Annotated in this window: 21 protein-coding genes; 11 read left to right on the plus strand and 10 right to left on the minus strand. The window is 72.8% G+C overall.

The window, feature by feature from the left end; genetic code table 11:
• The first annotated feature begins 42 nt into the window (after window positions 1–42).
• Window positions 43–1,308, plus strand: a complete 1,266-nt coding sequence (locus AB5J87_RS21290; RefSeq protein WP_369378483.1) for an ATP-binding protein — start codon at window positions 43–45, stop codon at window positions 1,306–1,308.
• Window positions 1,309–1,383: 75 nt separating this feature from the next.
• On the opposite strand, the gene AB5J87_RS21295 is transcribed toward AB5J87_RS21290, so the two are convergent.
• Entirely contained in the window at window positions 1,384–1,908 is a 525-nt protein-coding gene (locus AB5J87_RS21295) for a GtrA family protein (RefSeq protein ID WP_369383616.1), read from the minus strand.
• Window positions 1,909–2,098: 190 nt separating this feature from the next.
• On the opposite strand from AB5J87_RS21295, the gene AB5J87_RS21300 reads away from it, so the two are divergent.
• The 4 genes from AB5J87_RS21300 to AB5J87_RS21315 all read left to right on the plus strand — a co-directional run bounded on the left by AB5J87_RS21300 (window position 2,099) and on the right by AB5J87_RS21315 (window position 6,450).
• Window positions 2,099–3,238 (plus strand): 5-(carboxyamino)imidazole ribonucleotide synthase, encoded by a 1,140-nt coding sequence (locus AB5J87_RS21300; RefSeq protein WP_369378484.1) that lies wholly within the window; start codon window positions 2,099–2,101, stop codon window positions 3,236–3,238.
• Window positions 3,235–3,765, plus strand: coding sequence for a 5-(carboxyamino)imidazole ribonucleotide mutase (gene purE / locus AB5J87_RS21305; protein ID WP_369378485.1), 531 nt, complete (start codon window positions 3,235–3,237; stop codon window positions 3,763–3,765). Before AB5J87_RS21300 ends, purE begins: the two co-directional genes overlap by 4 nt.
• A gap of 5 nt (window positions 3,766–3,770) precedes the next feature.
• Window positions 3,771–4,955 carry a dipeptidase gene (locus tag AB5J87_RS21310; protein WP_369383617.1) on the plus strand — a complete coding sequence of 395 codons (1,185 nt, stop codon included), beginning with the start codon at window positions 3,771–3,773 and terminating at the stop codon, window positions 4,953–4,955.
• Window positions 4,956–5,082: 127 nt separating this feature from the next.
• Window positions 5,083–6,450, plus strand: coding sequence for a dipeptidase (locus tag AB5J87_RS21315; protein WP_369378486.1), 1,368 nt, complete (start codon window positions 5,083–5,085; stop codon window positions 6,448–6,450).
• Between the two features lie 135 nt (window positions 6,451–6,585).
• Here AB5J87_RS21315 and AB5J87_RS21320 read toward each other — a convergent pair whose 3' ends face one another.
• Window positions 6,586–7,911 carry a UDP-glucose/GDP-mannose dehydrogenase family protein gene (locus AB5J87_RS21320; protein ID WP_369378487.1) on the minus strand — a complete coding sequence of 442 codons (1,326 nt, stop codon included), beginning with the start codon at window positions 7,909–7,911 and terminating at the stop codon, window positions 6,586–6,588.
• Window positions 7,912–8,100: 189 nt separating this feature from the next.
• Here AB5J87_RS21320 and AB5J87_RS21325 point away from each other — a divergent pair, with 189 nt between their 5' ends.
• Window positions 8,101–9,258: an acyl-CoA dehydrogenase family protein gene (locus AB5J87_RS21325; RefSeq protein ID WP_369378488.1), complete on the plus strand. Its 1,158-nt coding sequence runs from the start codon at window positions 8,101–8,103 to the stop codon at window positions 9,256–9,258.
• Window positions 9,259–9,329: 71 nt separating this feature from the next.
• On the opposite strand, the gene AB5J87_RS21330 is transcribed toward AB5J87_RS21325, so the two are convergent.
• Window positions 9,330–10,643, minus strand: a complete 1,314-nt coding sequence (locus AB5J87_RS21330) for an LCP family protein (protein ID WP_369378489.1) — start codon at window positions 10,641–10,643, stop codon at window positions 9,330–9,332.
• Window positions 10,644–10,771: 128 nt separating this feature from the next.
• On the opposite strand from AB5J87_RS21330, the gene AB5J87_RS21335 reads away from it, so the two are divergent.
• Window positions 10,772–11,296: an acyl-CoA thioesterase gene (locus AB5J87_RS21335; RefSeq protein WP_180357184.1), complete on the plus strand. Its 525-nt coding sequence runs from the start codon at window positions 10,772–10,774 to the stop codon at window positions 11,294–11,296.
• A gap of 51 nt (window positions 11,297–11,347) precedes the next feature.
• Here AB5J87_RS21335 and AB5J87_RS21340 read toward each other — a convergent pair whose 3' ends face one another.
• Window positions 11,348–12,748, minus strand: a complete 1,401-nt coding sequence (locus AB5J87_RS21340) for an LCP family protein (protein ID WP_369383618.1) — start codon at window positions 12,746–12,748, stop codon at window positions 11,348–11,350.
• 201 nt (window positions 12,749–12,949) lie between these two features.
• Between AB5J87_RS21340 and AB5J87_RS21345 the strand changes: the two genes are divergently transcribed.
• Entirely contained in the window at window positions 12,950–13,960 is a 1,011-nt protein-coding gene (locus tag AB5J87_RS21345; RefSeq protein ID WP_369378490.1) for a glycosyltransferase family 2 protein, read from the plus strand.
• A gap of 85 nt (window positions 13,961–14,045) precedes the next feature.
• Here the strand turns inward: AB5J87_RS21345 and AB5J87_RS21350 are convergent, their stop codons facing one another.
• The 4 genes from AB5J87_RS21350 to AB5J87_RS21365 all read right to left on the minus strand — a co-directional run bounded on the left by AB5J87_RS21350 (window position 14,046) and on the right by AB5J87_RS21365 (window position 20,090).
• Window positions 14,046–15,761 (minus strand): LCP family protein, encoded by a 1,716-nt coding sequence (locus AB5J87_RS21350; protein WP_369378491.1) that lies wholly within the window; start codon window positions 15,759–15,761, stop codon window positions 14,046–14,048.
• Window positions 15,762–15,817: 56 nt separating this feature from the next.
• Window positions 15,818–17,530 carry an LCP family protein gene (locus AB5J87_RS21355; protein ID WP_369378492.1) on the minus strand — a complete coding sequence of 571 codons (1,713 nt, stop codon included), beginning with the start codon at window positions 17,528–17,530 and terminating at the stop codon, window positions 15,818–15,820.
• Between the two features lie 221 nt (window positions 17,531–17,751).
• Window positions 17,752–19,173 carry an LCP family protein gene (locus AB5J87_RS21360; RefSeq protein ID WP_369378493.1) on the minus strand — a complete coding sequence of 474 codons (1,422 nt, stop codon included), beginning with the start codon at window positions 19,171–19,173 and terminating at the stop codon, window positions 17,752–17,754.
• Between the two features lie 164 nt (window positions 19,174–19,337).
• Window positions 19,338–20,090, minus strand: a complete 753-nt coding sequence (locus AB5J87_RS21365; RefSeq protein WP_369378494.1) for a TIGR03089 family protein — start codon at window positions 20,088–20,090, stop codon at window positions 19,338–19,340.
• Window positions 20,091–20,228: 138 nt separating this feature from the next.
• Between AB5J87_RS21365 and AB5J87_RS21370 the strand changes: the two genes are divergently transcribed.
• The 3 genes from AB5J87_RS21370 (at window position 20,229) to AB5J87_RS21380 (ending at window position 24,164) form a co-directional block, all read left to right on the plus strand.
• Window positions 20,229–21,605 (plus strand): peptidoglycan recognition protein, encoded by a 1,377-nt coding sequence (locus tag AB5J87_RS21370; protein WP_369378495.1) that lies wholly within the window; start codon window positions 20,229–20,231, stop codon window positions 21,603–21,605.
• Window positions 21,606–21,743: 138 nt separating this feature from the next.
• Complete coding sequence (locus tag AB5J87_RS21375; RefSeq protein WP_369378496.1) at window positions 21,744–22,832, plus strand: sugar phosphate nucleotidyltransferase; 1,089 nt, start codon at window positions 21,744–21,746, stop codon at window positions 22,830–22,832.
• 324 nt (window positions 22,833–23,156) lie between these two features.
• Window positions 23,157–24,164 (plus strand): DNA-3-methyladenine glycosylase, encoded by a 1,008-nt coding sequence (locus AB5J87_RS21380; RefSeq protein WP_369378497.1) that lies wholly within the window; start codon window positions 23,157–23,159, stop codon window positions 24,162–24,164.
• 55 nt (window positions 24,165–24,219) lie between these two features.
• Here the strand turns inward: AB5J87_RS21380 and AB5J87_RS21385 are convergent, their stop codons facing one another.
• Both AB5J87_RS21385 and cofD read right to left on the minus strand, forming a co-directional pair.
• A complete protein-coding gene (locus tag AB5J87_RS21385) occupies window positions 24,220–25,542 on the minus strand; it encodes a coenzyme F420-0:L-glutamate ligase (RefSeq protein ID WP_369378498.1) in 1,323 nt (440 codons plus the stop codon).
• Entirely contained in the window at window positions 25,539–26,495 is a 957-nt protein-coding gene (gene cofD, locus AB5J87_RS21390) for a 2-phospho-L-lactate transferase (RefSeq protein ID WP_369378499.1), read from the minus strand. The genes AB5J87_RS21385 and cofD overlap by 4 nt, the downstream gene beginning before the upstream one ends.
• Window positions 26,496–26,517: the final 22 nt, after the last annotated feature.

The following is a 26,517-nucleotide window of genomic DNA, read 5'->3' on the forward strand; positions in this document are numbered from 1 at the left end:
CGCCTCCGCCGGGCCCCTTCGTACGTCCAGGGACACTGAGCCATGCGCCGCCGACTGATCAACTCCACGCTCGCCGTGGTGCTCGTGGTGATCGCCGTCTTCGGCGTCTCGCTCGTCATCGTCGAGACGCGGACGATCAGCAGCAGCGCCCAGGAGAGCGTGAACTCCGAGGCGCTGCGGCTGGTCAGCGTCATCGACAGCCGCATGCTGGCCAATGAGGCGGTCGGCCCGCACGCCCTGTCCGAGCAGGTCGGCCCGGACCGCTACGCACGTGTGGAGATCCCCGGCCGCGACGCCATCGAACTCGGCGTGCGGCCCGGCGGCTCGGTCATCCGCGGCACCGCCCAGGGTGAGCGCGGCGAGTCCGTGCTGGTGCTGGAGTCCCGCTCCACGGTCACCCGCGAGGTCGGGCGCACCCTGCTGATCATCGGCGCGGTGGCGCTGCTCGCCATCGTCTCCGCGGTGCTGCTGGCCGTGCGCCAGGCCAACAAGCTGGCCTCCCCGCTCACCGATCTGGCCGAGACCGCGGAGCGGCTCGGCTCCGGCGACCCCCGGCCCCGCCACAAGCGGTACGGGGTGCACGAGCTGGACCGGGTCGCCGACGTCCTCGACTCCTCCGCCGAGCGGATCGGCAAGATGCTCACCGCCGAGCGGCGGCTCGCCGCCGACGCCTCCCACCAGCTGCGCACCCCGCTCACCGCGCTGTCGATGCGGCTGGAGGAGATCGCCCTCACCGACGACCTGGACACGGTCAAGGAGGAGGCGATGATCGCGCTCACCCAGGTGGAGCGGCTCACCGACGTGGTGGAGCGGCTGCTCACCAACTCCCGCGACCCCCGCATCGGCTCCGCCGTCGTCTTCGACCTCGATGAGGTGGTCAAGCAGCAGCTGGAGGAGTGGCGCCCGGCCTACCGCAGCGCCGGCCGCGCCATCGTCCGCTCCGGCAAGCAGGGGCTGCGCGCGGTCGGCACCCCGGGCGCGGTCGCCCAGGTGCTCGCGGCGCTGATCGAGAACTCGCTGATGCACGGCGGCGGCACGGTCGCGGTGCGCACCCGCGTCACCGGCAACCAGACCGTCGTCGAGGTCACCGACGAGGGCCCGGGCGTGCCGCCCGACCTCGGGGCGCGGATCTTCGAGCGGACCATCAGCGGCCGCAACTCCACCGGCATCGGCCTGGCGGTCGCCCGCGACCTCGCGGAGGCGGACGGCGGGCGGCTGGAGATGCTCCAGCAGCACCCGGCGGTCTTCGCGCTCTTCCTGAGCCGGGTGGCGCGCGGCCCGCGCGAGAGCGAACCGACGATCAGATGACCGGTTCACGCCCCTGAAACCGTCCCCTGAAACGGCCTCCGGAACCGCCCTGCGGCGCCCGGGGCCCCGCACGCCCTAGGAGCGGGAGTTGTTGCGGGCGTACGGCTCGTACGGCTGCCCGGTGGTGTCCAGAAAGGATTCGGCGGTCTGGACGGCCTCGCGGGCGGGCAGCGCCCGGAACACCCAGGTGCGGTACGACCAGAACCGGAACACCGTGCCCAGGCCCAGGCCGATCACGTTCTTGGCGACGTTGTCGGCGACCGTCGAGGTGAAGCCGAAGCCGTAGTGCGAGAGCGCCAGCACACCGTTCTCGATGATCAGCCCGATCCCGCTGAACAGCAGGAACAGCATGAGCTCCCGGCTGCGCCGGCCGCTGTCGGTGTGCCGGTAGGTCCAGTAGCGGTTGCCGACGTAGTTGGTGCCGATGGCGACCGCGGTGGCGATGACCCCGGAGCGGACCACCGCGAGGTGGGCCACGTGCATGCACAGGTTGAAGACGATCGCGTTCACCACGAAGCCGATGGCGCCCACCGCGCCGAACTTCGCGATCTCCCGGGCGAGCAGCTGCAGCCGCGTACGCAATGCGCGCCGTTCACTCATGGTGATCGCCCAGCCCCGTTCGGATTCGGTGTCTTCTCGTCGTCGCAACCCGGCCATGCTAACCAGCCCCTTGCGGCATTGCGCGGTCACGCCCGCACATCCCGGCCACGACCCGGCCTCCGGCGCACGCTCCGGCGGCCCCGGACCGGCTCCTTCCGGGGTCCGCGGGGGCGGCGGATACCCTGGGGGTGTGACGTTCCCGGTAGTCGGCATGGTCGGTGGCGGTCAGCTCGCCCGTATGACCCACGAGGCGGGCATCCCCCTCGGCATCAGATTCAAGCTCCTCAGTGACACCCCCCAGGACTCGGCGGCCCAGGTGGTGAGCGAGGTCGTCGTCGGCGACTATCGCGACCTGGACACGCTGCGCGCCTTCGCGCGCGGCTGTGACGTGATCACCTTCGATCACGAGCACGTGCCCACCGAGCACCTGCGGGCCCTGGAAGCGGACGGCGTCGTCGTCCGGCCGGGGCCCGACGCGTTGGTGCACGCCCACGACAAGGGGGTGATGCGCGCGAAGCTCAGCGCGATCGGCGCGCCCTGCCCCCGCCACCGCATCGTGGCCGACCCGGCCGACGTGTCGCGGTTCGCGGCCGAGGGCGACGGCTATCCCGTCATCCTCAAGACCGTGGTGGGCGGCTACGACGGCAAAGGCGTGTGGTTCGTGCGCTCCGAGGCCGACGCGGCCGACGCCTTCAAGGCGGGCGTGGACGTGCTGGCCGAGGAGAAGGTGGACTTCGTCCGCGAGCTCGCGGCCAACGTCGTGCGTTCCCCCAGCGACCAGGCCGTGGCCTACCCGGTGGTCGAGTCGGTCCAGGTCGACGGCGTCTGCGACACGGTGATCGCCCCGGCGCCCGACCTCGCCGAGGAGCTGGCCGGGCAGGCCCAGGAGCTCGCCCTGCGGATCGCCTCCGAGCTGGGCGTGGTCGGCCACCTCGCGGTCGAGCTGTTCGAGACCCGCGACGGGCGCATCCTCGTCAACGAGCTGGCCATGCGCCCGCACAACTCGGGCCACTGGACCCAGGACGGCGCGATCACCTCGCAGTTCGCCAACCACGTCCGGGCCGTCCTCGACCTTCCGCTGGGCGACCCGCGCCCGAGGTCGAAGTGGACCGTGATGTGCAACGTGCTGGGCGGCGACTACCCGGACATGTACTACGCGTATCTGCACTGCATGGCCCGCGACCCCCAGCTCAAGATCCACATGTACGGCAAGGACGTGAAGCCCGGCCGCAAGGTCGGCCACGTCAACACCTACGGCGACGACCTCGCCGACGTGCGCGAACGCGCCCGTCACGCGGCCGACTACCTCAGAGGAACGATCACCGAATGAACAGCGCGTCCCCCGTCATTGGCATCGTCATGGGCTCGGACTCCGACTGGCCGGTCATGGAGGCCGCCGCCCAGGCCCTGCACGAGTTCGAGATCCCGTACGAGGTGGACGTCGTCTCGGCGCACCGGATGCCGCACGAGATGATCGCGTACGGCGAGCAGGCGGCGGACCGCGGCCTCAAGGCGATCATCGCGGGCGCGGGCGGCGCCGCGCACCTGCCCGGCATGCTGGCGTCGGTGACGCCGCTGCCGGTGATCGGCGTGCCGGTGCCGCTGAAGTACCTGGACGGCATGGACTCGCTGCTCTCGATCGTGCAGATGCCGGCGGGCGTGCCGGTGGCCACCGTGTCGGTGGGCGGCGCCCGTAACGCGGGACTGCTCGCCGCCCGTATCCTGGCCGCCCACGACGACGAACTCCGCGCGCGCATGCGGGAGTTCCAGCAGGAGCTGAACGACCAGGCCACCGAGAAGGGCAGGCGTCTTCGTACGAAGGTGGAGTCCGCGGCGTCCTTCGGCTTCGGAAAGTGAGCACGGTGGACCATCTCGCGCGGGCCCGTACGCTGCTGGCCCAGCACCCCGTCGTCGACGGCCACAACGACCTCCCCTGGGCGCTGCGCAAGCAGGTCCGCTACGACCTGGACCGCTGCGACATCGGCGCCGACCAGCGCGGCCGGCTCCACACCGACCTGCCCCGGCTGCGGGCCGGCGGGGTCGGCGCGCAGTTCTGGTCGGTGTACGTGCGCACCGACCTGGCCGGGGACGCGGCGGTCAGCGCCACCCTGGAGCAGGTCGACTGCGTGGACCAGCTGATCGCCCGCTACCCGGGCGACCTGGCGGGCGCGCGCAGCGCCGACGACATGGAGAAGGCGCGCGCCGGGGGCCGCATCGCCTCGCTCAAGGGCGCCGAGGGCGGCCACTCCATCAACAACTCCCTCGCCACCCTGCGGGCGCTGTACGCGCTGGGCGTGCGGTACATGACGCTCACCCACAACGACAACATCGCCTGGGCGGACTCGGCGACGGACGCGCCCGGGGTCGGCGGCCTCTCGCCGTTCGGCCGCGAGGTGGTCCGCGAGATGAACCGCCTCGGCATGCTCGTCGACCTCTCGCACGTGGCGGCGAGCACCATGCGGGACGCGCTGGCCGCCACCGAGGCGCCGGTGATCTTCTCGCACTCCTCGGCGCGGGCGGTCTGCGACCACCCCAGGAACGTGCCGGACGACGTGCTGGCGCAGCTCCCGGGCAACGGGGGAGTGGCCATGGTGACCTTCGTGCCGAAGTTCATCCTGCCCGCGGCGGTGGAGTGGACGGCGGCGGCGGACGAGAACCTGCGCGCGCACGGGCTGCACGCGCTGGACACCTCGCCCGAGGCGATGGCGCTGCACCAGGCGTTCGAGGCGGCGCACCCGCGCCCGCCCGCCACCGTCGGCACGGTCGCCGACCACCTCGACCACATGCGCGCGGTCGCCGGGATCGACCACATCGGCATCGGCGGCGACTTCGACGGCACCGCGTTCACGCCCGAGGGCCTGGAGGACGTGTCCGGCTATCCGAACCTCGTCGCCGAGCTCCTCGGCCGCGGCTGGTCGGAGACCGACCTCGCCAAGCTGACCTGGGGCAACGCGGTCCGGGTGCTGCGCGACGCGGAGGCGGTGGCCCGCGACGCACAGCAGCGGCGCGGCCCCTCCAACGCGACGCTGGAGTCCCTGGACGGCTGACTCCCGGGGTTCGGGGGCGCGGCGCCACGGGGCCGTACCCCCGAACGCCGCGTCCGCCGCGACCGGTCGGCGTACCCGTGTGAGGGTGGCCCTACTGCCGTCGCCGACGCCGAACCGGGAGACCGTCATGGCAGATCTGCACGACGAGGCCGACGTCGCCAGCGCCGCGATAGGCGCACCGGATCGCCCCACCGCCCGTGGACGCGGCTCCAGGCCCGCCACCGCCCCGGACATACCGGGGGAGTCGGGCCCCGCGCCCGCTCCCGCCCGCAAGCCCCCGGCGCGCAAACCGGCCCCCCGGGCCGCGGCCCGCAAACAGCAGCCGCCCACGGCCCCCGAGCCGTCCGGCGCCACCGGCTCCGCGCCCCCGCCCGTCGCGCGCCCGGCGCCCGAACGGGCCCCCGCGTCCGCCGAACCGGCGGCCGAGGCGGTGGCCGCTCCCGCTCCCGCTCCCGCCGGGTCCCCGGACCCCGAGCACCTCGCGCGCGTGCGGGCCCTGCTGCGGGCGCACCCCGTGGCCGACGGGTACAACACGCTCGCGCAGGTGCTGGTGCAGACCCCCTGGCACGACGTCGAGCTCGGCGAGAGCTCGCTGGACACCGACATCCCCCGGCTGCGCCAGGGCGGGGTGGGGGCGCAGTTCTGGTCGCTGGTGGTCGCGGCCGACTGCCCGGACCCGGTCAGCGCCACCCTGGAGCGCGTGGACCGGCTGCGCACCCTCGTCGACGCCTGCCCGGAGGGGCTGCGGCTCGCGCTGGCCGCCGGCGACCTCGCGGACGCCCGCAACCACGGCCGGATCGCCTCGCTCTTCGGGCCGGTCGCCGCCCACGCCCTGGGCGACTCGCTGGGCACGGTACGGGCCTACCACGCCCTGGGGGTGCGGGCCGTGGCCCTGACGGCGACCGCCAGCTGGACCCGGGCGGGCCTGACCCGCTTCGGCCAGGAGGTCGTGCGGGAGCTCAACCGGCTCGGCATGCTCATCGACCTGTCCGGCGCCGCGCCCGAGACGGTCCGCCAGACGCTGGTGGCGGCCAAGGCGCCGCTGGTCTTCACCCGGTCGGCCGCCCGCGCCCTGACCGACCATCCGCTCAACGTCACCGACGAGCTGCTGGCCGGGCTGCCCGAGAACGGCGGCGTCTGCCTGGTGAGCCTCGCCCCGGCCCAGGTCGCCCGGTCCGGCCGGGCCGCCCGCGTCCAGGACGTCGCCGACCACGTCGAGCACCTGCGGGGCGTGGTGGGGCCGGAGCACATCGGGCTCTCGGGGGCGTACGGCCTGACGGCGGGCGCCCCGCGCACGATCGGCCTCGAAGACGCCTCGTGCTATCCGGTGCTGCTCGCCGAACTGGTCGCCCGGGGCTGGGAGGACACCGAACTGGCCGCGCTGACCTGGGGAAACCTCGTCCGGGTGATCCGGGACGTGGACTTCGCGGCCCGCGCGACCCAGCCCCGCCGGGGCCCGTCCACGGCGACGATCGAAGACCTGGACCCGCGGTAGGGCCCGGCGGAGCCCCGCGCCCATGGGGGCGCGAGGCTCCGGGTGCGCCCGTCGCCCCCGTACGCGTGCGACGGCCCGCGCCCGCGGGTGCGGGCCGGAGGCGGCCCGTACGGCCCCGGCCGCGCGCCCGGGGCGTTACGCCCGGGGCCGGCCCATCGCCCGGAACGTCCAGCCCGCCTCGCGCCAGCGCGCCGCGTCCAGCGCGTTGCGCCCGTCCAGCACGATCCGCCGCCCGGCCACCTCGGCCAGCGCCGCCGGGTCCAGCTCGCGGAACTCGCGCCACTCGGTGAGGTGCAGCACCACATCGGCGCCCCGCACCGCCTCCAGCGCCGTCTCCGCGTACGCCAGGGTCGGGAAGAGGCGGCGGGCGTTCTCCATCCCCTTGGGGTCGTAGACGGTGACCTGTCCGCCCTGGAGGTGGATCTGCCCGGCCACGTTCAGGGCGGGCGAGTCGCGCACGTCGTCCGAGTCAGGCTTGAAGGTGGCGCCGAGCACCGCGACCCGCTTGCCGAGGAAGGAGTCGCCGCCGACCGCCTCCCGGGCCAGCTCGACCATGTGGCCGCGCCGGCGCATGTTGATCGAGTCGACCTCGCGCAGGAACGTCAGCGCCTGGTCGGCGCCGAGCTCACCGGCCCGCGCCATGAAGGCCCGGATGTCCTTGGGCAGACAGCCGCCGCCGAAGCCGATCCCGGCCCGCAGGAACTTCGAGCCGATCCGCTCGTCGTGGCCGATCGCCTCGGCCAGCTTCACCACGTCGCCGTCGGCGGCCTCGCAGACCTCGGCCATGGCGTTGATGAAGGAGATCTTGGTGGCGAGGAAGGAGTTGGCCGAGGTCTTGACCAGCTCGGCGGTCGGGAAGTCGGTCACCACGAACGGCGAGCCCTCGCCGACCGGGCCCGCGTACACCTCGCGCAGCAGCTTCTCGGCGCGCTCGCCGCGCACGCCGACGACGATCCGGTCGGGGTGCAGGGTGTCGTCCACGGCGAAGCCCTCGCGCAGGAACTCGGGGTTCCAGGCCAGCTCCACGCCCTCGGGCAGGGTCTCGGCGAGCCGGGCGGCGGACCCGACCGGCACGGTCGACTTGCCGACCACCAGCGCCCCGTCGCGCAGCACCGGCGCCAGCGAGGCGAAGGCGGCGTCGACGTAGCTCATGTCGCAGGCGTACTCGCCGTGCTTCTGCGGGGTGTTCACACAGACGAAGTGGACGTCGCCGAACGCGCCGACCTCCTCCCACGAGGTGGTGAAGCGCAGCCGCCCGCTGGAGCCCTCAAGGCCGGCGACGTGCTTGCCGAGCAGTTCCTCAAGGCCCGGTTCGTACATCGGTACGCGCCCCTGGGCCAGCAGCTCGATCTTCTCCGGGACCACGTCCAGGCCCAGCACCTCGAACCCCAGCTCCGCCATGGCCGCGGCATGGGTGGCCCCGAGGTATCCGGTGCCGATCACAGTGATCTTGAGGGCCATGCGGTGCTCCTGGGAGGTACGGGCTTGCGGGCGCTGCCCGAGCATAGTCGGGCCCCCGCCGAGCCCGTGATCCGCACCGAAACCGCAGGCCCGGGGGCTGTCGTCAAGCTCACGTATGCCCGTGGCCGTACACCCCACTAAAATTGAGGTTACTTAACGGTAGTTAGCGCCCTTGGGGAGTGAGTCACCTTGGCCGGAACGGCTGATTTCGACCTGTACCGCCCGTCCGAAGAACACGACATGCTCCGTGACGCGATCCGCTCGCTCTCCGAGGCGAAGATCGCGCCGTTCGCGGCCGAGGTCGACGAGGAGGCCCGCTTCCCGCAGGAGGCGCTGGAGGCGCTGGTCGCCAACGACCTGCACGCCGTGCACGTCCCCGAGTCGTACGGCGGCGCCGGCGCGGACGCGCTCGCCACCGTCATCGTGATCGAGGAGGTGGCCCGCGTCTGCGCGTCCTCCTCCCTGATCCCGGCCGTCAACAAGCTCGGCTCGCTGCCGGTCATCATCTCCGGCTCCGAGGAGCTGAAGCGGAAGTACATGACCCCGCTGGCCAAGGGCGAGGGCATGTTCTCGTACTGCCTCTCCGAGCCGGACGCCGGTTCGGACGCGGCGGGCATGAAGACCCGCGCGGTGCGCGACGGGGACTTCTGGGTCCTCAACGGCGTGAAGCGCTGGATCACCAACGCGGGCGTCTCCGACTACTACACGGTCATGGCCGTGACCGACCCGGAGAAGCGCTCCAAGGGCATCTCGGCCTTCGTCGTCGAGAAGAGCGACGAGGGCGTCTCCTTCGGCGCCCCGGAGAAGAAGCTCGGCATCAAGGGCTCGCCGACCCGCGAGGTCTACCTCGACAACGTCCGCATCCCCGCCGACCGCATGATCGGCGAGGAGGGCACCGGCTTCGCGACCGCGATGAAGACGCTGGACCACACCCGCATCACCATCGCGGCCCAGGCCCTCGGCATCGCCCAGGGCGCCCTCGACTACGCCAAGGGCTACGTCCAGGAGCGCAAGCAGTTCGGCAAGCCGATCGCCGACTTCCAGGGCATCCAGTTCATGCTCGCGGACATGGCCATGAAGATCTCGGCCGCCCGTGCCCTGACCTACCAGGCCGCCGCCGCCTCCGAGCGCGGCGACGCCGACCTGACGTACCTCGGCGCCGCGGCCAAGTGCTTCGCCTCCGACATCGCCATGGAGGTCACCACGGACGCGGTCCAGCTGCTCGGCGGCTACGGCTACACCCGTGACTACCCGGTGGAGCGCATGATGCGCGACGCCAAGATCACCCAGATCTACGAGGGCACCAACCAGGTCCAGCGCATCGTCATGGCGCGCAACCTGCCGTAACCCCCCTCAGCACATCGGGCCCGCCGCCGGAAAATACCGGAGGCGGGCCCGAGGCGTGCCGGGGGCGGGGGTCAGCGGGATGCCGTCACCGTGACCTTCTGGTCGTTGTTCAGTTCGTTCACCAGCTGCTTGACCTTCGAGGTGTCCCACTGCAGGGACGTCTGCGGGCCGTTGCCGGAGATCGGCATGTTCATCGACGTGCCGCCGCCGCTGGTGACGCCCTTCATCGCCCAGAACATGTCGGCCAGGTCGAACAGGCTCATGTCCTTGTCGACCGTCAGGGTGTCCAGGCCCGCGCCCATCACCGGGTACAGCTTGAACGGGTTGAGCACGGTCGTCGGGGTCGCCGTCTGGCTGGCCAGGGCGGACAGGAAGCGCTGCTGGTTCTTGGTGCGCTCCAGGTCGCCCGCCGCGTAGCCGTGGCGGTTGCGGACGAAGGCGAGGGCCTGCTGGCCGTCGAGGGTCTGCTTGCCCTTCTTGAAGTCGGCGCCCGAGTCCTTGTCCTTGATGTCCTGCGGGATGTCGATCTCCACCCCGCCGACCGCGTCCACGATGTTCGCGAAGCCCGCGAAGCCGATCTCGGCGTAGTGGTCGATGTGCAGCCCGGTGTTGGCCTCGATGGTGCGCACCAGCAGCTCGGGGCCGTCCATCGCGTACGCCGCGTTCAGCTTGTTGTGGCCCTTGGCGGGGAACAGCTTGCCGGACTGGGAGCCCTTGAAGCTGGGGATCTGCACCCACGAGTCGCGCGGCAGCGAGATCATCGTGTTCCCGTTGTCACCGGTGTGCAGGATCATCATCGAGTCGGTCCGCTTGCCCTCGGCGGAGCCGGTGTGCAGCTTCTGCTTCTGCTCCTTGGACAGCCCGTCGCGGGAGTCGGAGCCCACGATCAGGTAGTTGGTGCCCTTGCCGTCGGCGGGCCGGTCGATGACCTTGGACAGGTCGACCTCGCGGCGCACCTTGGAGTCGGCCCAGAAGTAGGTGCCGACCGAGACGCCCACCACCGTGACGACCAGGACCAGCGAGCCGATCATGATGCGGCGGCGCCAGTTGGGCCGCGGCTTGGCGGACGGACCGCCCGCCGCGCCCGGGCCGCCGCCCGGCCCGCGCCCGCCGGGGCCGCGCCCGGACGGCGTGCCGTAGACGTGCCCGTCGCTGTAACCGCTGTCGTACTGGCCGGGTGCGGGCACCCCGTTGCCGTACTGCTGCTGTCCGTAACCGTCGTCGTACGCCGGCTGCTGCGGCGGCACCGGTCGCTGCGGGCGCGCGGGCGCCGAGCCCACCGGCCGCTGTACGTGCCTCATGACGCGCGGGCCCTCCGGCTGCGCGGCGGAGCTACCGCGGCCGTACTGCTCGCCGCGCTCGTCGTCGGACCATCCGTCGTTCATGCCGTCAAGCATGCACGGCATCCCCGCGTGTCTGACAGGCCGGGTGGCGCTCTGGGCCCGTGCTGTTGCACAGCTGATGCAATGCGCGCGCAATGAGGACGCGAGCGCCCGCGCCTAAGCTGGGCGGTATGACTGATCTTCCGGGCAAGCCGACCTCGGCGTCCCGAACCACCCTGAGCCACATCATGACGGCACATGACACGAACCTGCTGGGCACCGTGCACGGCGGCGTGATCATGAAACTGGTGGACGACGCGGCCGGCGCGGTCGCCGGGCGGCACTCCGGCGGGCCCGCGGTCACCGCCTCCATGGACGAGATGGCCTTCTTGATGCCGGTCCGCGTGGGGGACCTGGTCCATGTGAAGGCCCAGGTCAACTGGACCGGCCGGTCCTCCATGGAGGTCGGCGTGCGGGTGCTGGCCGAGCGCTGGAACGAGTCCACCCCGGCCCAGCAGGTCGGCTCGGCCTATCTGGTGTTCGCCGCGGTCGACGCCGACGGCAAGCCCCGGCCCGTACCGCCGGTGCTCCCGGAGACCGAGCGCGACGAGCGCCGCTACCAGGAGGCCCAGATCCGCCGCACCCACCGCCTGGCCCGCCGCCGCGCGATCCTGGAGCTGCGCGAGAAGCGGGCGGCGGAGGGGCTGGACGACTAGCGCCCGGACGACCGGGGCCGCCTGCGGCGGATCCGGTCCGGGACGCGTGGCTCACGTGCCCGGGCACACCGCCGCGTCCCCCGTCACCGTCTCGAACTCGCCCGCCCCCGACGCCTCCGCGCGGACCGGGGTCACCGCCTTGAAGTCCGTGCCCGCCGTCACCTTCAGCGTGGCGCCCAGGCCCTTGACCGGGCGCAGTTCGCTGCCGGGCAGCGCCGCGGCCAGCGACTTGGCCGAGCGGTCCCAGCGCGGGTCGTACTCGACCAGGGTGCGCGGCAGGTCCCGGGCGGCGCCCGCCAGCGGTGTCCCGGTGGTGCGGAAGCCGGTGGCGCGCAGCGCGTCGTCGACCCGGCGGCCGAGCCCGTCGGTGCGGGTGCCGTTGTAGACCTGCACCCGGATGTGGTCCGGCGCCACCTCGACCATCGCGCCGGGCGGCTGGCCCTGCCCCTTGTCGTCCTGCTGGCGGCCCGGGGCCTTGCGCACGGCCAGCGGCCGGTCCTCGCGCAGCGCCGCGAAGAGCTTGCGGGACTTGGCCTCGTCCCACTTCACCGTCGAGCCGATCCCCTTCACGGGGAAGTTCATCTGCCCGATCGGCACGGTCGTGAACTCCGAGGACGCCGGGGAGAAGCCCCGCATCGTCCGGCCCAGCGAGAGGATCTCCTCCGCCCCGAAGCCCTGGTCGGCCCGGACCGACTCCAGCAGCGTCGAGGCGACCTCCCGGAAGCGCACCGGGTTCATCAGCACGCCCGACCCGGTCGCCTTGTGGATCAGCGCCGCCATGAACTTCTGCTGGCGCTGCATCCGGCCCAGGTCCGCCGAGCCGTCGGTGTGCCGCGAGCGCACGTACTGGAGCGCCTGCCCGCCGTCGAGGTCGTGCGTGCCCGCCGCGAGGTCGAGACCGGTGTACGAGTCCTTCATCGGCCGGGCGGTGCAGATCTGCACCCCGCCGAGCGCGTCCACCGTCTTCATGAAGCTGGTGAAGTCGACCTCCAGGTAGTGGTCCATCTTGAGGCCGGTCATGTGCTCCACCGTGCGCACCGTCAGCGCGGGCCCGCCCTCCGCGTACGCCGCGTTGATCTTCACGGGGTGCTGGTTGTGGTGGTCGCCGGTGTTCTGGTCGGTGTGCTCGGGGATCTCCGCGTAACTGTCGCGCGGGATGCTCACCACGCTGGCCCGGTCGTGGTCCGCCGAGATGTGCACGATCATCATCGTGTCCGTGCAGTGGCAGGGCGCACCGCCCAGGCGGTACTTCTCCTTCTCCTCCGGTGTGATCTTGTCCCGCCCGTCGGTGCCGACCAGCAGGATGTTGGTGCCGTGACCGGCCTGCGGCCGGTTCTTCATGTCCTTGAACGGGTCGACCCGCCCGATCCCGCTGTCCAGGCCGGTCACCACGGCGTGGCCGACCCCGCCCGCGCCCAGCACCAGGACCGAGAGGGTGGTCGCCATCCGCATGCCCCAGCGGGGCCGCTCGTCCTGTGGTCTGGCGCGGGGCCGGCCGGTACGGGGGGACGGGGAGCGGGGCGGCGTGGGCACGGGGACCTCCGCGGGCGAAAAGAGGGATTGGTGGCACGGTAGGCCCATACGATCTGCGGCAACCGGCGCCGCCCCGGCCGACCCCGGCGCTGTCCCCCGTTCGCGGTAACGTGAGCCGCGATGAACGCCTCCCCTCCCGCCGTCTCCGTGATCATGCCGGTCCTGAACGAGGAGCGGCATCTGCGCGACGCGGTCCGCCACATACTCGACCAGGAGTACGAGGGCGAGATGGAGGTGGTGATCGCGCTCGGCCCGTCCACGGACCGCACCGACGAGATCGCCGCCGAGCTCGTCATGGCGGACGCCCGGGTCCGTACCGTCCCCAACCCCACCGGGCGCACTCCGGCGGCCCTGAACGCCGCCATCGAGGAATCGAACCACCCGATCGTGGTACGCGTCGACGGCCACGGCATGCTCTCCCCGGGCTACATCGCCACCGCCGTCCGCCTCCTGGACGAGACCGGCGCGCAGAACGTCGGCGGCGTCATGCACGCCGAGGGCGAGAACGCCTGGGAGGACGCCGTCGCGGCGGCCATGACCTCCAGGATCGGCGTCGGCGGCGCGGCCTTCCACACCGGCGGCGCAGCGGGCCCGGCCGACACCGTCTACCTGGGCGTCTTCCGCCGCGAGGCGCTGGAGCGGCAGGGCGGCTACAACGAGGAGTTCATCCGTGCCCAGGACTGGGAGCTGAACTTCCGCATCCGCGAGGCGGGCGGTCTGATCTGGTTCTCGCCCGAGCTGCGGGTCCAGTACCGCCCGCGCCCGAGCGTGCGCGCCCTGGCCAGGCAGTACAAGGAGTACGGCCGCTGGCGCCGGGTCGTCGCGCGCCACCACGGGGGCTCCCTCAACCCGCGCTACCTCGCGCCCCCGGCCGCCGTCTGCGCGATCGCGGCGGGCGTGCTGGTGGGCGCGGTGCTGACCCCGTTCGGCTTCGCCGTCCCGGCCGGCTATCTGGCCGCGATCGCGGCCGGTTCGGTCCCGGCGGGCCGGGGGCTGTCGCCCCGGGCCCGGCTGCGGATCCCGGTGGCCCTCGCCACCATGCACCTGTCCTGGGGCTTCGGCTTCCTGACCAGCCCGAGGGCACTCGCCCGCGAGGTCGCCGCGAGCCGCCGCCCACCGGCCACGGCCTGACGCCCGGCACCCCGTACGGACAAGGGGGCGCCCGGTGCCGACGAGCACCGGGCGCCCCCTCCGTACTTCCGCGGGGTGTCCGCGACTACCAGCGGTAGGGCCAGTACACGTCCATGCAGTCCGTCTTGCTGGCGCCGTTCACGTTCTCCGTGTTCTTCAGCGGGTCGGAGTCCTCCACCGCCTTCTTCGGGTACGTGGCACCGCTGCGCCAGTCCGAACCGACCGTCAGGGTCAGCGTGGAGGCGTCGGCGGACACCTTCACCGCGCTGGACGGCAGCCCCATCGCGGAGGCCACCGACAGCGCGTCGGCCTTGCCCTGGGCGCCCGCGCTCTTGGGGTACGTCAGGGTGGAGGTGGTGGCCGAGCCGCGGGTGTCGGACGCCTGCGCCTTGAAGAAGCCCTTGTTCTTCAGGGTGCCGGTGACCGTGGTCGCCCGCTTCTGGGTGGGCGGCGCGCCGTCCCCGCCGGTGCCGTTGACGACGCTGACGACGATCGAGCCCGCGGCGGCGGCCTTGGGGCCCTTGTCCTCGGTCTTGGCCGGGCCGTCGTCCTTCTTGTCGAGCGGCTTGTCCTCGCGCAGCAGCGTCCACAGCGCGTCGGCGGCGCCCGGCTGCGGCAGGACGTGGTCCTTGTTCTTGGGGTCCTGGATGCGCGGCATGGTCAGCATGTTCAGCCGGTCCATCGGGATGCTCTTGAGCTCCATCCCGAGGTCGAAGAGCTTCTTGGGCGTGCCGAGTTCACGCGAGACCTGGAGCGACTTGGTGGCCGTCTCGGCCAGGCCCATGATGCGTCCGGTGTTGGTGAAAGCATTCTGCTTCTTCAGCTCGCGCATCACCGAGTTGAGGTACATGTGCTGGGCCTTGGCGCGGCCCAGGTCGCTCTCGAAGGCGTGCCGGGTGCGCAGCCACTGGAGCGCCTGCTCGCCCTTGACCTTGTGGGTGCCCTTGGTCAGCCGCAGGTGCGAGCCGCCCGACACCTTCGGCTTGGGGCCGTCGTACACGTTCTCCTTGACGCACACGTCGGCGCCGCCGACCGCGTCCGCCATCGACACCACACCGGCGAAGTCGACCATCAGCCAGTGGTCGATGTAGACCCCGGTGAGCTTCTCCCAGGTGTCCAGGACACAGCCCGCGCCGCCCCGGCCCAGCGCCTCGTTGATGAGGGTGTTGGTGGCCGGCTCCGTCTTCTTGGTCTTCGGGTTCACGCACGTCGGGATGTCGACGCGGGTGTCGCGCGGAATGGAGATGACCGAGGCGTTCTTGCGGTCCGCCGAGACGTGCAGCAGCATCTGCACGTCGGCGAGCGGCGGGGCGCCGACGCTGTCCCTGGAGCCGCCCAGCTTCAGGTTCTCCGGGGAGTCGCGGCTGTCGGAGCCGATGAGCAGGACGTTCAGCGGGGTCTGGCCGTCGGCGTTGGCCGCGGTCTTCTTGGCGTTGGAGCCGCCCGCGCTGCGGTCGCCCTTGCGGATGTTGCCGCTGAGGTGCTGGTAGTACAGGTAACCGGCGCCGGCCGTCCCGAGTATCAGCACCGCGAGGGTCAGGGCCGCCCAGCGCAATATGCGCCATTTGCTCTTCTTCTTCACGCGTTTGCGCGCACCGCCGCGGCGGTGCCCGCTACCGCCCTGCGCCGATGTCTCCTTCTGCGGCGACGGCCCGTCGCCGGACGGCTTGCGGGCGGACGGCACCTCGCCGTCCGCCTGGTCCGCCCCCTCGCCGTAGAGGGACTCGTCCCAGCCGAGCTGGCCCGCGTTTTGGACGCGCCGCGGCCGCGTCCCCTCCCCACGCACGCTGTTCTGCCCCACCCCAATACCCCCTGTTCAGGTGGTCCCTGCGGCCCGCACGGGCCGGGGACCTGTTGTCACTTGGCGCACACCGACTTGTCGGCTTCGACCTTCTGGATGCCCTCGGGCGCCTTGGCCGGGGCGGCGATCGGTACCCCGGCGCCCTTGAAGTCCGCGCCGAGCGTGAGCACCATCGGCGCCCGCCCCACCGAGTCCGCCGTGCCCGGCTTCAGCGCACCGGCGGGCAGCCCCATCAGATCGGCGAGCTTGCGCGCCTGATCGGCCTGGTTCGGCCCGTACGTCAAGGTGGTGGCCGCCAGCTTCGCCGGGGCGTTGCCGCCGTTCTCCGACTTCAGCACGCCCTTGGTGTTCTGCAGCCACAGCAGCGTCGCGGAGGCGGAGCCCGGCTGGGCGCCGCCGTTGAGGACCTGGACGCGGACCGCGGACGGCTGGGCACGGGTGCCCTTCAGGAGCGCCGCCTGGGCGTCCTTGGCCTGGCTCTCCTTCTTCTTGACCTCGGTGAACGACACGTCCGAGCGCATCATGCTGAAGACCTGCGGCGCCTTGGTCGGGTCGACGATCACGGTCTTGTGGACCTTGCCGTCGGCCGGGTTGTCGATCACCGGCACGGTCGCGAAGGTCACGTTCTTCAGATCGACCTTGCTGAGGTCCTGCGCGAGGCTGGTCAGCTTCTTGATCGACCCTATTCCGGAGTCCACGGTGAGCGCCTTGGTCGCCGCGTTCGCCAGCCCGTAGATCTTGGTCGGGCTGGTCAGCGTCGAGTCGGACTTCATCTGCCGCATCATCGAACTCAGGAACTGCTGCTGCTGCTTGATGCGGTCCAGGTCGCTCTCGTTGCCGAAGCTGTGCCGGGTCCGGACGAACGCGAGCGCCTGCTCGCCCTTGATCTTGGAGACTCCGGCGGGCAGCTTCAGGTGCGACTTGGGGTCGTTCACCGGCTTGGCCAGGCACACGTTGACGCCGCCGACGGCCGTCGACAGCTCCTTGACCGCGTTGAAGTCGGCCATCATGAAGTGGTCGACGCTCAGCCCGGTCAGCGCCTTGACCGTGCGCATGGTGCAGCCCGGGTCGCGGCCGTCCTGGCCGAGGCTGGTGTTGAAGCGCACCTTGGACTCGGCGGGCACCGTCTTGGTGGTGCCGTCCTTCTGCTTGGTCGGGCACTCCGGGATGTCGGTCACCAGGTCGCGCGGGATGGACAGCGCCGTGGCGTTGGTCCGGTCCTTGGAGACGTGGAAGAGGATGTTGGTGTCGGCGTGGCCCTCGCTGCCCTTGTCGCCGTACCCCTCGTTGCCCTTGCCGGTGCGCTTGTCCGTACCGATGATCAGGATGTTCACCGGCCCGTCGGAGGTCGCGTGCTTGCTGCCCGCGTCACCGACGTCGACGGTGTTCAGGTTGTTGTTGAAGTGCTGGTACAGCAGGTACGCGCCGGTCGAGCCCGCGACGAGGACGAACCCCATCACACCGCCCGTCCACAGCAGCACCTTCTTCTTGCGGGACGCCTTGGGCTTGCGCTTGCGCCGGCCGGGCGCGGTGGCGGGGTCGGGCTCGGGCGCGCCGGAGCGGCGGTTGTCGCGCTGACCGGGCACCTCGCGACGGCCGGGGCCGCCTCTGCCGGGGGCGGAGTTTCTGCGCGGGGGAGCGCCGGCCGACGGGGACGACTGCGTTCCGGAGGGATTCAGTCGCAATTCGTAATTGCCCGTCTGCGGGTTGAGGACCCACTGGTCCGCCGGGTCGACTTCATCCGCCCGCCCACGGCTCTGCGCATCCACGGTTGCCTTAGTCCTCCGTCGGTGCCACGCGAGTCACTTCCCCCAAAGCGCTCAGTCATTCGATCCTGCAGTGCGCGGCCTCGGGGACCACAAGCACCGGGTCGCGTCACACTATCTGCCCAGTTGAGCGAAGAGCGACGGCCGTGACAAATTCCACGCCTCTTACAACCGGGCAATCCGTCCCAACCCGACCCCCGCCCGTTACTCCGTTGGTTCACGCTTTACCCGCACATCCCCACGGCCGCATTCGAACCGGTGTACGTCGGAACGGGGCTCGGCGAGGCCGGGTCGTCGGGCTTGTCGTCCGAGGAGGCCCCGTCCGCGCCCGCCGACGGCGTGGGCGCGGCGCTCTCGGCCGCCGAGGCCGGGCCCACGTGGAGCGGCCGGTCGTCCCGCAGCTGCTGGAAGAGCTGGCGCGCGGCGGGCTGGACCAGCTCGTCGCGGTTGGTGTCGTACGTGTACGGGCGCCGCGGCACCGTAAGGAACTGCACCTTGTCCGTCGGGATTCCCCGCATCCCGCGCACCAGGTCGTACAGGTCCTTCAGTGAATTCAGCCCCGGATCGGTGGTGAGCGACTTCGTCATCGCGTCCAGCACCGGATAGAGCCGGGTCGGATTCAGCAGCACGCCATTGCTCTGCACCTTGCGCACCAGCGAGCCGAGGAACTGCTGCTGGCGGTCCATGCGCTCGGTGTCGCTGCCGTCGCCGAAGCCGTGCCGGGAACGCACGAATCCCAGCGCCTGCTCGCCGTGGAGCGTCTGGCGGCCCGCGGGCAGCTTCAGATGCGCCTGGCGGTCGTCCACCGGCTCCTTCAGGCAGACCTCCACGCCGTCGACCGCGTCGACCATGTCCTTGAACCCGCTGAAGTCGACGACCATGTGGTGATCGACCCGGATTCCGGTGAGCTTTTCCACCGTACGGATGGTGCAGGCGGAACCGCCGAACTCGAACGCCCAATTGAACTGCGCGAATTGGGCCTTGGTACGGCCGCCGTCCGGCTTGAGGCAGTCGGGGATGTCCGCCATCAGGTCGCGCGGCAGCGAGACGGCGGTGGCGGACTTCCGGTCCGCCGCCAGGTGCAGCAGGATCGTGGTGTCCGAGCGCTGGCTGCCGCCGTCGTCCCGGCCGTACTTGCTGTTGTTGCCCGCGCGCGAGTCCGAGCCGATGAGCAGCAGGTTCTGCGCGTCGCCCACGGCGGGCGGGCGCTCCTTCTCGTACCGCTCCAGCTCGGCGGCGGCGGTGGTGTCGGTATGGATGTTGTTGTCGAGCTTCTTGTAGAACCACCAGCCCGTGCCCGCGGCGGCGAGCACGAGACAGGACACGCCGAGCGCGGTCCAACGCAGCCAGTGGCGACCGCGGTTGGGCCCGCCCGGGGCGTCCCCGCCGGCGGCCCCGGCCGCGCCCTCGGCCCCGGCCGCGCCCTCGGCCCCGGTCGCGTCCGCGGTCCCGCTCGCGTCCTTGTTCCCGTCGCCGGTCGTGATCGCGTCCCCGGCCCCGTTCCCATTCCCGTCGCCCGCTCCGCCGTCGGCCGCGCTCTCGGCGGGCGCCTTGTGCGGGGCCGGTGTGTCCGGTGGGGGTTCGTCCCCGGCCCGGTGGTCGGGCTCGGGGGGCGAACCTGCACTGTCGGTCACTTCGGCGTCCATCCTTCACGGGGTCGGCGGCGCGCGGATTGCCGCCGGGGCACCCCGCTAGACGGCAGTCGCGCGCAGTTGGTTGTGCGACTCACCGACGATCATCCACCGGAGTCCGTGCCGGGGCCCGGGGGCTCGGCCCGCTGTGGGCCACAAGGGTGGCGCCGGACCGACCGTCATACCGCCCGGTGCGTCACCCGCTCGCTCTCGATCCGCTTCTCCAGCCCGCCGTCGGCCAGTTGGTCCAGATTGCGGCAGAGCACCACCGACCCGCCCGCGGCCAGCGGCGCGTACAGCCCGCGCGCCAGGCCGTCCCAGCCGTCGTAGGCGAGCCCCGACAGCAGCCGCGAGCCGGGCTCCAGGCCGAGGGCGCCGGCGTCCGCGCGGGCCCGCTCCACCAGCTGGGCCCCCGTCAGTTCCGCGTCCCCGACGGCCAGCGCGGGCCCGTCCGGGTCCACCGGCTCGTACGCCGCGAACCGGTCGCCCTGGCTCGGCACCTCCACCGCGTAGTCCTGGAACCCGGCGGGCGGTTGCGGGAAGCGCCCCCCGAGCGGGCGCAGCGCGAGCGCGACCCGCTCGCCGGAGCAGGCGCGGGCCGCCTCCAGCGCGTCCGGCCCGGCCACCACGAGGTCCGCCCCGGCCGGGTCGGCGCCGATCTCGGCGACCACGCCCACCGAGTGGCAGGCGAGCAGCCAGACGGCGCTCTGCCAGTGCGCGGGCAGCAGCAGCGCGAGCCGGTCGCCGGGCGCCGCGCCCAGGTCGCCCTGGAGCAGATTGGCGGTCTTGGCCACCCAATTGGCGAAGGTGGCCACCGAGAGTTCCACGCGTTCGCCGGTGGCGTCGTCGTAGAAGGTGACGAGGGGGCGGGCCGGGTCCGCGGCGAGCGCGGATCGCAGCAGGTCGGCGGGGGTGCGGTCGCTGGCGTTCACGCGGCAAGCCTACGGGTGGGCGGGTGCGGCGCGCCCGGCGATCGGTCCGTCCGCGTACACCGGTTCGGCCGACGGTCCGTCAGTTCCCGGCCGATTCCGAGATGACAGATTTGTACGCTTATGTCCACGATCGTCAACATGCGTGCTCTTCTTGCATCCTCGATCGGGGTCGCGTGCGCCGCCGCACTCGCCCTGCCGCTCGCCGTGCCCGCCGAAGCGGCGGCCCCGGCCACGACGTCCGCACCGGCCGCCGCCGCACTCCCCGGCTCCACCCAGTCGCTGCCGCTCGCCCCGCTCGGCGCCACCGACCGGACGCTGGGCGCCGCCCGGCCGCAGGGGCTGCCGGAGCGGGACACCAAGCCGTTCTCCCTGCTCGGCGTGGTCTGGGACGACGCGCGCAGCGAGCTCCACGGCACCGTCCAGGTCCGCACCCGCGCGGTGGGCTCCCGCGCCTGGACGGGCTGGCAGGACATCGACACCCACAACCAGGAGCACGCCCCCGACCCCGGCTCGGCCGAGGACGACCGCGCGCGCACCCACGGCTCCACCGCCCCGCTGTGGGTCGGCAGCTCGGACGGCGTCGAGGTCCGGGTGCGCCCCGAGGCGCCCGGCGCGGACGGCGGCCGGGCGGCCGGGCTGCCCCGGGGCCTCCACATCGACCTGGTGGACCCGGGCGCCGACCCCGACGAGGCCGCCGCCGGGGTGGACCTGCGGGACCCGGACGAGCGGGCGGTGGCGCCCGCCGGTCCCGCGGCCGGTGCGACCGGGCGGGCCGCGGCGGCCCCCGGCGCGCGGGCGGCGGAGACGGCCGAACGGGCGGCGGTGGCGGCCGGACTGGAGCTGCCCGCGCTCAGCAGGACCGCGACCGAGGCGGAGGGCTTCTTCGGCCCGGCGTCCGCCCGCCCCTACATCGGCCCGCGCCCGCGCATCATCACCCGCCGCGGCTGGGGCGCCGACGAGCGGCTGCGCGAGCCCGGATACGTGTACACCGGCCGGGTCAAGGCGGCCTTCGTGCACCACACCGCGTCCGGCAACAACTACCGCTGCTCGCAGGCCGCCTCCGTACTGCGCAGCATCTACCGCTACCACGTCCGCAGCAGCGGCTGGCGCGACATCGGCTACAACTTCGCCGTCGACAAGTGCGGCAACATCTACGAGGGCCGGGCGGGCGGGGTCGCCAAGCCGGTCCTGGGCGCGCACACCCTCGGCTTCAACACCAACTCCATGGGCGTCGCCGTCCTCGGCACCTACACCTCGACCAACCCGTCCGCCGCCGCCCTCGACGCCATCGCGAAGCTGACCGCGTGGAAACTCGGCATGTACGGGGTGAACCCGAAGGGAACCACGCATCTCACGTCGGGCGGCGGGAATCTGTACCGCAAGGGGCGCAGCGTCCGGCTCAACGTGATCTCCGGACACCGCGACGGGTTCGCCACCGAATGCCCCGGTACGCGCCTGTACAAGAAGCTCGGCAAGGCCCGCACCTCCTCGGCCCACCTCCAGGGCCGGGGCTGACGCGGGCCCGGCCGGCGACGGCGGGGGTGGCCGGGACGGGGGCGTCCCCCGCCGCCCCCGTACACCGTCTGCATAAACTGGCCGGCCGTAGTTGAACGATCGATTCCGCCCGGCCCCAGCAGGAAGCAGAGACGACAGGTGACTGAAGCGATCCTCCTGGTCGGCGGCAAGGGAACCAGGTTGCGCCCGCTCACGGTGCACACCCCCAAACCGATGGTCCCGGCGGCGGGCGTCCCGTTCCTCACCCATCAGCTCGCCCGGGCGCGGGCGGCCGGCGTGGAGCACATCGTGCTGGCGACCTCCTACCTGGCGGAGGTGTTCGAGCCATATTTCGGTGACGGCTCGGCGCTCGGACTGCACCTGGAGTACGTGACCGAGGAGGAGCCGCTCGGCACCGGCGGGGCCATCAGGAACGTGGCGTCCCGGCTGCGCTCGGGGCCGGACGACCCGGTGCTGATCTTCAACGGCGACATCCTCACCGGTCTGGACATCGGCGCCCTGGTGCGCACCCACTCCTCGTCCGGGGCGGACGTCTCCCTCCATCTGACGCGGGTGGCCGACCCGCGGGCGTTCGGGCTGGTCCCCACCGACCCGGACGGCCGCGTCCAGGCGTTCCTGGAGAAGCCGCAGACGCCGGAGGAGATCGTCACCGACCAGATCAACGCGGGGGCGTACGTCTTCCGCCGCTCGGTGATCGACTCCATCCCGGCCGGGCGCCCGGTCTCCGTCGAACGCGAGACGTTCCCCGGGCTGCTGGCCTCCGGCGCGCACCTCCAGGGCATGGTCGACTCCACCTACTGGCTGGACCTCGGCACCCCCGCCGCCTTCGTACGCGGCTCCGCCGACCTGGTCCTGGGCCGCGCCCCCTCGCCCGCGGTCCCCGGCCGCTGCGGCGAACGCCTGGTGCTGCCCACCGCCGAGGTCGCCCCCGACGCCAAGCTCACCGGCGGGACGGTGATCGGGGAACGCGCCGTCGTCGGCGAGGGTGCCCGGATCACCGGCAGCACGGTGCTGGCGGGCGCCGTGATCGAGCCCGGCGCGGTGATCACGGACTCGCTGATCGGCGAGAACGCGGTGATCGGCGCGGGGTGCGCGCTGAGCGGCGCGGTGGTGGGGGACGGGGCGCGGCTCGGGGCGGGGAACGAGCTGCGGGAGGGTGTACGGGTGTGGTGTGACGCGGAGGTGCCGGCGGGGGCGATTCGGTTCTCGTCGGACGAGTCGAGCTGAGCCCTCCGGGGGGGGGGGGGGGGGGGGCTGGTTGTTTGTCCGCGGGCCGGTGGTGGGTTGCTCGCGCCGTTCCCCGCGCCCCTGGGTGGGTGGGGCCTCAGCTGGTTGTTCGTCTGCGGGCCGCATGTGGCTGGTCGCGCTGTTCCTCGCGCCCCTGGGTGGGTGGGGTCTGGGCTGGTTGTTTGTCTGTGGGCCGGTGGTGGGTTGCTCGCGCCGTTCCTCGCGCCCCTGGGTGGGTGGGGTCTGGGCTGGTTGTTGTCTGCGGGGCGTGGGGGGTGCTCGCGTTTCTGGGGGTGGCGGGGTCGGGAAAGTAACCTCGGTAGCGTGGCCGGACGCTTTGAACCCCGTATCCCCAACCGCACCACCGTGCGCGGCGGTGAGGCGCGTGTTTCCGGTTCCGGCTCGTCCCGCGTCAGGGATCCGGGGGCCAAGAGCCGCTCCTACCTTCCGCCGGGCCCCCTTGACCTGGGGCTGGTGCTGGGGCCGCTGCGCCGGGGGCCGGCCGACCCCACCTTTCGGGTCACCCCGGACGGTGCCGTCTGGCGGGCCTCCCGTACGCCCGACGGGCCCGGCACCCTCCGTGTCGCCCTCCGGGCCGGCACCGTGGAGGCCGAGGCGTGGGGGCCGGGTGCCGAGTGGCTGCTCGACGGGCTGCCGGGGCTGCTCGGGGACGCCGACGACCCGGCGGCCTTCACCCCCCGCCACCGCCTCCTCGCGGAGTCGGCCCGGCGCCGCCCCGGTCTGCGCCTGACCCGTACCGGCCTGGTCCTGGAGTCGCTGGTCCCCTCGATCCTGGAGCAGAAGGTGACCACGGACGAGGCGTACCGCGCCTGGCGCCTGCTCGTACGCGACCACGGCGAGCCCGCCCCGGGCCCGGCCCCCGAGCGGATGCACGTGATGCCGGACGCCCGCACCTGGGCCATGATCCCGTCCTGGGACTGGCACCGCGCGGGCGTCGACGCCAAGCGCTCCTCGACGGTCGTCCGCGCCGCCCGCCTCGCCCGCAGGCTGGAGGAGGCCCTCGGCATGGGCCAGCGGGACGCGGCGGCCCGGCTCCATCTGGTGCCGGGCATCGGCCCGTGGACCAGCGCCGAGACCCTGCAACGGGCGATGGGCGCCACGGACCTGGTGAGCGTGGGGGACGTCCATCTGCCGGGGATCGTCGGCTACGTCCTGGCGGGCGACCGCGACGCCGACGACGCCGCGATGCTGGAGCTCCTCGCCCCGTACGCGGGCCAGCGCCACCGCGCCACCCGGCTGATCCTCCTCACCGGCCGCACCCCGCCGCGCCGCGCGCCGCGGATGCCGCGCGGGAACATCGGCGCGCTGTAGGACGCGGTGCGGCGGGGCCCGTACCCGGCCGGTACGGCCCCCGCCGCGCCCACTTCTAGCGCACCGCGATGAACGCCTCCGGCTCCCGCCCGGGCCGGTCCTTGGGCGGTTCGGCCGCGCGGCCGATCGCGACCGCGCCCATCGGGTCCCAGTTGCCGGGCAGGTCGAGGACCTCCCGTACGACGTCACGGCAGAACATCGTGGAGGACACCCAGGCCGACCCCAGCCGCTCACCGGCCAGCGCGACCAGGAAGTTCTGCACACCGGCGCCGGTGGCGACGACGAACATCTCGCGCTCGGCGGCGTCCCGGCGCGGGTCGCCGTAGGTGTGCGAGCCGTCCATCACCAGGCACGGCACCGCGAGGTAGGGCGCGTTGCGCAGCACGTCGCCGCGGCGGACGCGCTTGGCGATGGACCCCTCGGACTTGCCGTCGCGCCGCAGGTCCGCGATCCACGCGTCCCGCATCGCGTCGAGCAGCCGGGTGCGCGACCGCTCCGACTCCAGCAGCACGAACCGCCACGGCGTGGTGTGGTGCGGGGCGGGCGCGGTGACGGCGGCGGCGACCGCGCGCCGGACCGCACCGGGGTCGACCGGATCGTCGGTGAAGGCCCGCACCGTACGCCGCTGGGCGACCGCCTCGCGGACCGCCTCCGAGGTGCCGAGCCGGAACATGTCGTCGGCCGCGGACCGCACCAGCGCCCGCGCGTCCTGTCCGGCGTCGGCCGACACGAGGTGCCCCAGACCGCTCACCACGGCGACCGGCAGCCCTTCGGCCTTGCCCTTCACCAGGTCGGCGGCGGCGGTCAGTTCGTCGGCGCTGGCCACGACGGTCGCGGTCAGCGGGTTGCCGTACGCGTCGGTGCCGCCGCGCAGGTCGTCCAGGACGCGCACGCCCGCCGCGCCGATGGCGACGTCGGTGAGCCCGGAGCGCCACGGCCGCCCGAAGGTGTCCGAGATCAGCACGCCGACCTCGACGCCCAGTTCGGCCCTGATCCCGGCCCGGACGGCCTCGGCCGAGGCGTCGGGGTCCTCGGGCAGCAGCAGGACGGTCCCGGCAGGGGTGTTGGAGGCGTCGACCCCGGCGGCGGCCATGACCAGGCCCTGCCGGTTCTCGACGATGCGCAGGGTCCCGCGCCGGGCCACCACCCGTACCGTCTCGGCGTCGATCGCCGCTTCCCGGTCCGTCGCCGCCACGATCCGGCCCTCGGCCTTGGACACGATCTTCGAGGTGACGACCAGGACGTCCCCGTCGGCGAGGTCGGGCGCGGCCCCCGCGATGAGTTTGCCGAGGTCGTCGCCCTCGCGCACCTCCGGTATCCCGGCGACGGCCCGCACGCGGTAGGAGGGCGCGCCCGGCGCCCCGTCGGCCCCGCTCACGCCCGTACCTCCTCGGCCAGTGCCAGCGCCTCGCGGGCCATCGCCGCCGTCGCGTCCAGGTCGGTCATCATCAGCGGGACGGCCCGGCAGCGGATGCCCGCGGCCTCGACCCGCTCCACGGCGGCCGTGTCGGCGGTGTCGACGAGCCAGCCGTCGAGCAGCCCCGACCCGTAGTGCTCGGCGACGGCCGCGGCCGTCGACTCCACGCCGACGGCGGCCAGCACCTTGTCGGCCATGCCCCGCACCGGCGCGTCCCCGACGATCGGGGAGAGCCCGACGACCGGCACGCCCGCCTCGGCGATCGCCTCGCGGATGCCGGGCACGGCCAGGATGGTGCCGACGCTGACGACCGGGTTGGACGGCGGGAAGAGGATCACGTCCGCCTCGGCGATCGCCTCCAGCACGCCGGGCGCCGGCTTGGCCTGCTCGGCGCCGACGGGCACCACGGCGGTCGCCTCGACGGCCGCCCGCAGCTTCACCCAGTACTCCTGGAAGTGGATGACCTTCCGCTCCCCGTCCGCCGTGATCGCGACGTGCGTCTCGACCCGGTCGTCGGACATGGGGATCAGCCGTACGCCCGGCTGCCAGCGGGCGCACAGCGCCTCGGTCACCGCGCTGAGCGGATAGCCCGCGCCCAGCATCTGGGTCCGCACGATGTGCGTCGCGAAGTCGCGGTCGCCCAGGCCGAACCACTCGGGTCCCACCCCGTACGCCGCGAGCTCCTCCTTGACGTGGAAGGACTCGTCGGTCCGGCCCCAGCCCTGCTCCTCGTTGATGCCACCGCCCAGGGTGTACATCACCGTGTCGAGGTCGGGGCAGACCTTCAGCCCGAACAGATGGATGTCGTCACCGGTGTTGCCGACCACCGTGATGTCCGCGTCCGGCGCGGCCCGCTTGAGGCCGCGCAGGAAACGGGCACCGCCGATGCCGCCGGCCAGAACCACAATGCGCATGCCCGACAGTCTGTCAGGCGGT

Origin of the sequence: Streptomyces sp. cg36, assembly GCF_041080675.1 — a bacterium.
Lineage (GTDB): Bacteria > Actinomycetota > Actinomycetes > Streptomycetales > Streptomycetaceae > Streptomyces.

What these genes read in the sequence shown, in the direction of transcription:
- cofD (WP_369378499.1), bottom strand. Translation starts at nt 26,495, where the DNA reads ATGCGCATTGTGGTTCTGGCCGGCGGCATCGGCGGTGCCCGTTTCCTG.
- AB5J87_RS21330 (WP_369378489.1), bottom strand. Translation starts at nt 10,643, where the DNA reads ATGAACGACGGATGGTCCGACGACGAGCGCGGCGAGCAGTACGGCCGC.
- AB5J87_RS21320 (WP_369378487.1), bottom strand. Translation starts at nt 7,911, where the DNA reads ATGGCCCTCAAGATCACTGTGATCGGCACCGGATACCTCGGGGCCACC.
- AB5J87_RS21295 (WP_369383616.1), bottom strand. Translation starts at nt 1,908, where the DNA reads ATGAGTGAACGGCGCGCATTGCGTACGCGGCTGCAGCTGCTCGCCCGG.
- purE (WP_369378485.1), top strand. Translation starts at nt 3,235, where the DNA reads ATGAACAGCGCGTCCCCCGTCATTGGCATCGTCATGGGCTCGGACTCC.
- AB5J87_RS21340 (WP_369383618.1), bottom strand. Translation starts at nt 12,748, where the DNA reads ATGCGGATGGCGACCACCCTCTCGGTCCTGGTGCTGGGCGCGGGCGGG.
- AB5J87_RS21315 (WP_369378486.1), top strand. Translation starts at nt 5,083, where the DNA reads ATGGCAGATCTGCACGACGAGGCCGACGTCGCCAGCGCCGCGATAGGC.
- AB5J87_RS21290 (WP_369378483.1), top strand. Translation starts at nt 43, where the DNA reads ATGCGCCGCCGACTGATCAACTCCACGCTCGCCGTGGTGCTCGTGGTG.
- AB5J87_RS21335 (WP_180357184.1), top strand. Translation starts at nt 10,772, where the DNA reads ATGACTGATCTTCCGGGCAAGCCGACCTCGGCGTCCCGAACCACCCTG.
- AB5J87_RS21360 (WP_369378493.1), bottom strand. Translation starts at nt 19,173, where the DNA reads ATGGACGCCGAAGTGACCGACAGTGCAGGTTCGCCCCCCGAGCCCGAC.
- AB5J87_RS21345 (WP_369378490.1), top strand. Translation starts at nt 12,950, where the DNA reads ATGAACGCCTCCCCTCCCGCCGTCTCCGTGATCATGCCGGTCCTGAAC.
- AB5J87_RS21370 (WP_369378495.1), top strand. Translation starts at nt 20,229, where the DNA reads ATGCGTGCTCTTCTTGCATCCTCGATCGGGGTCGCGTGCGCCGCCGCA.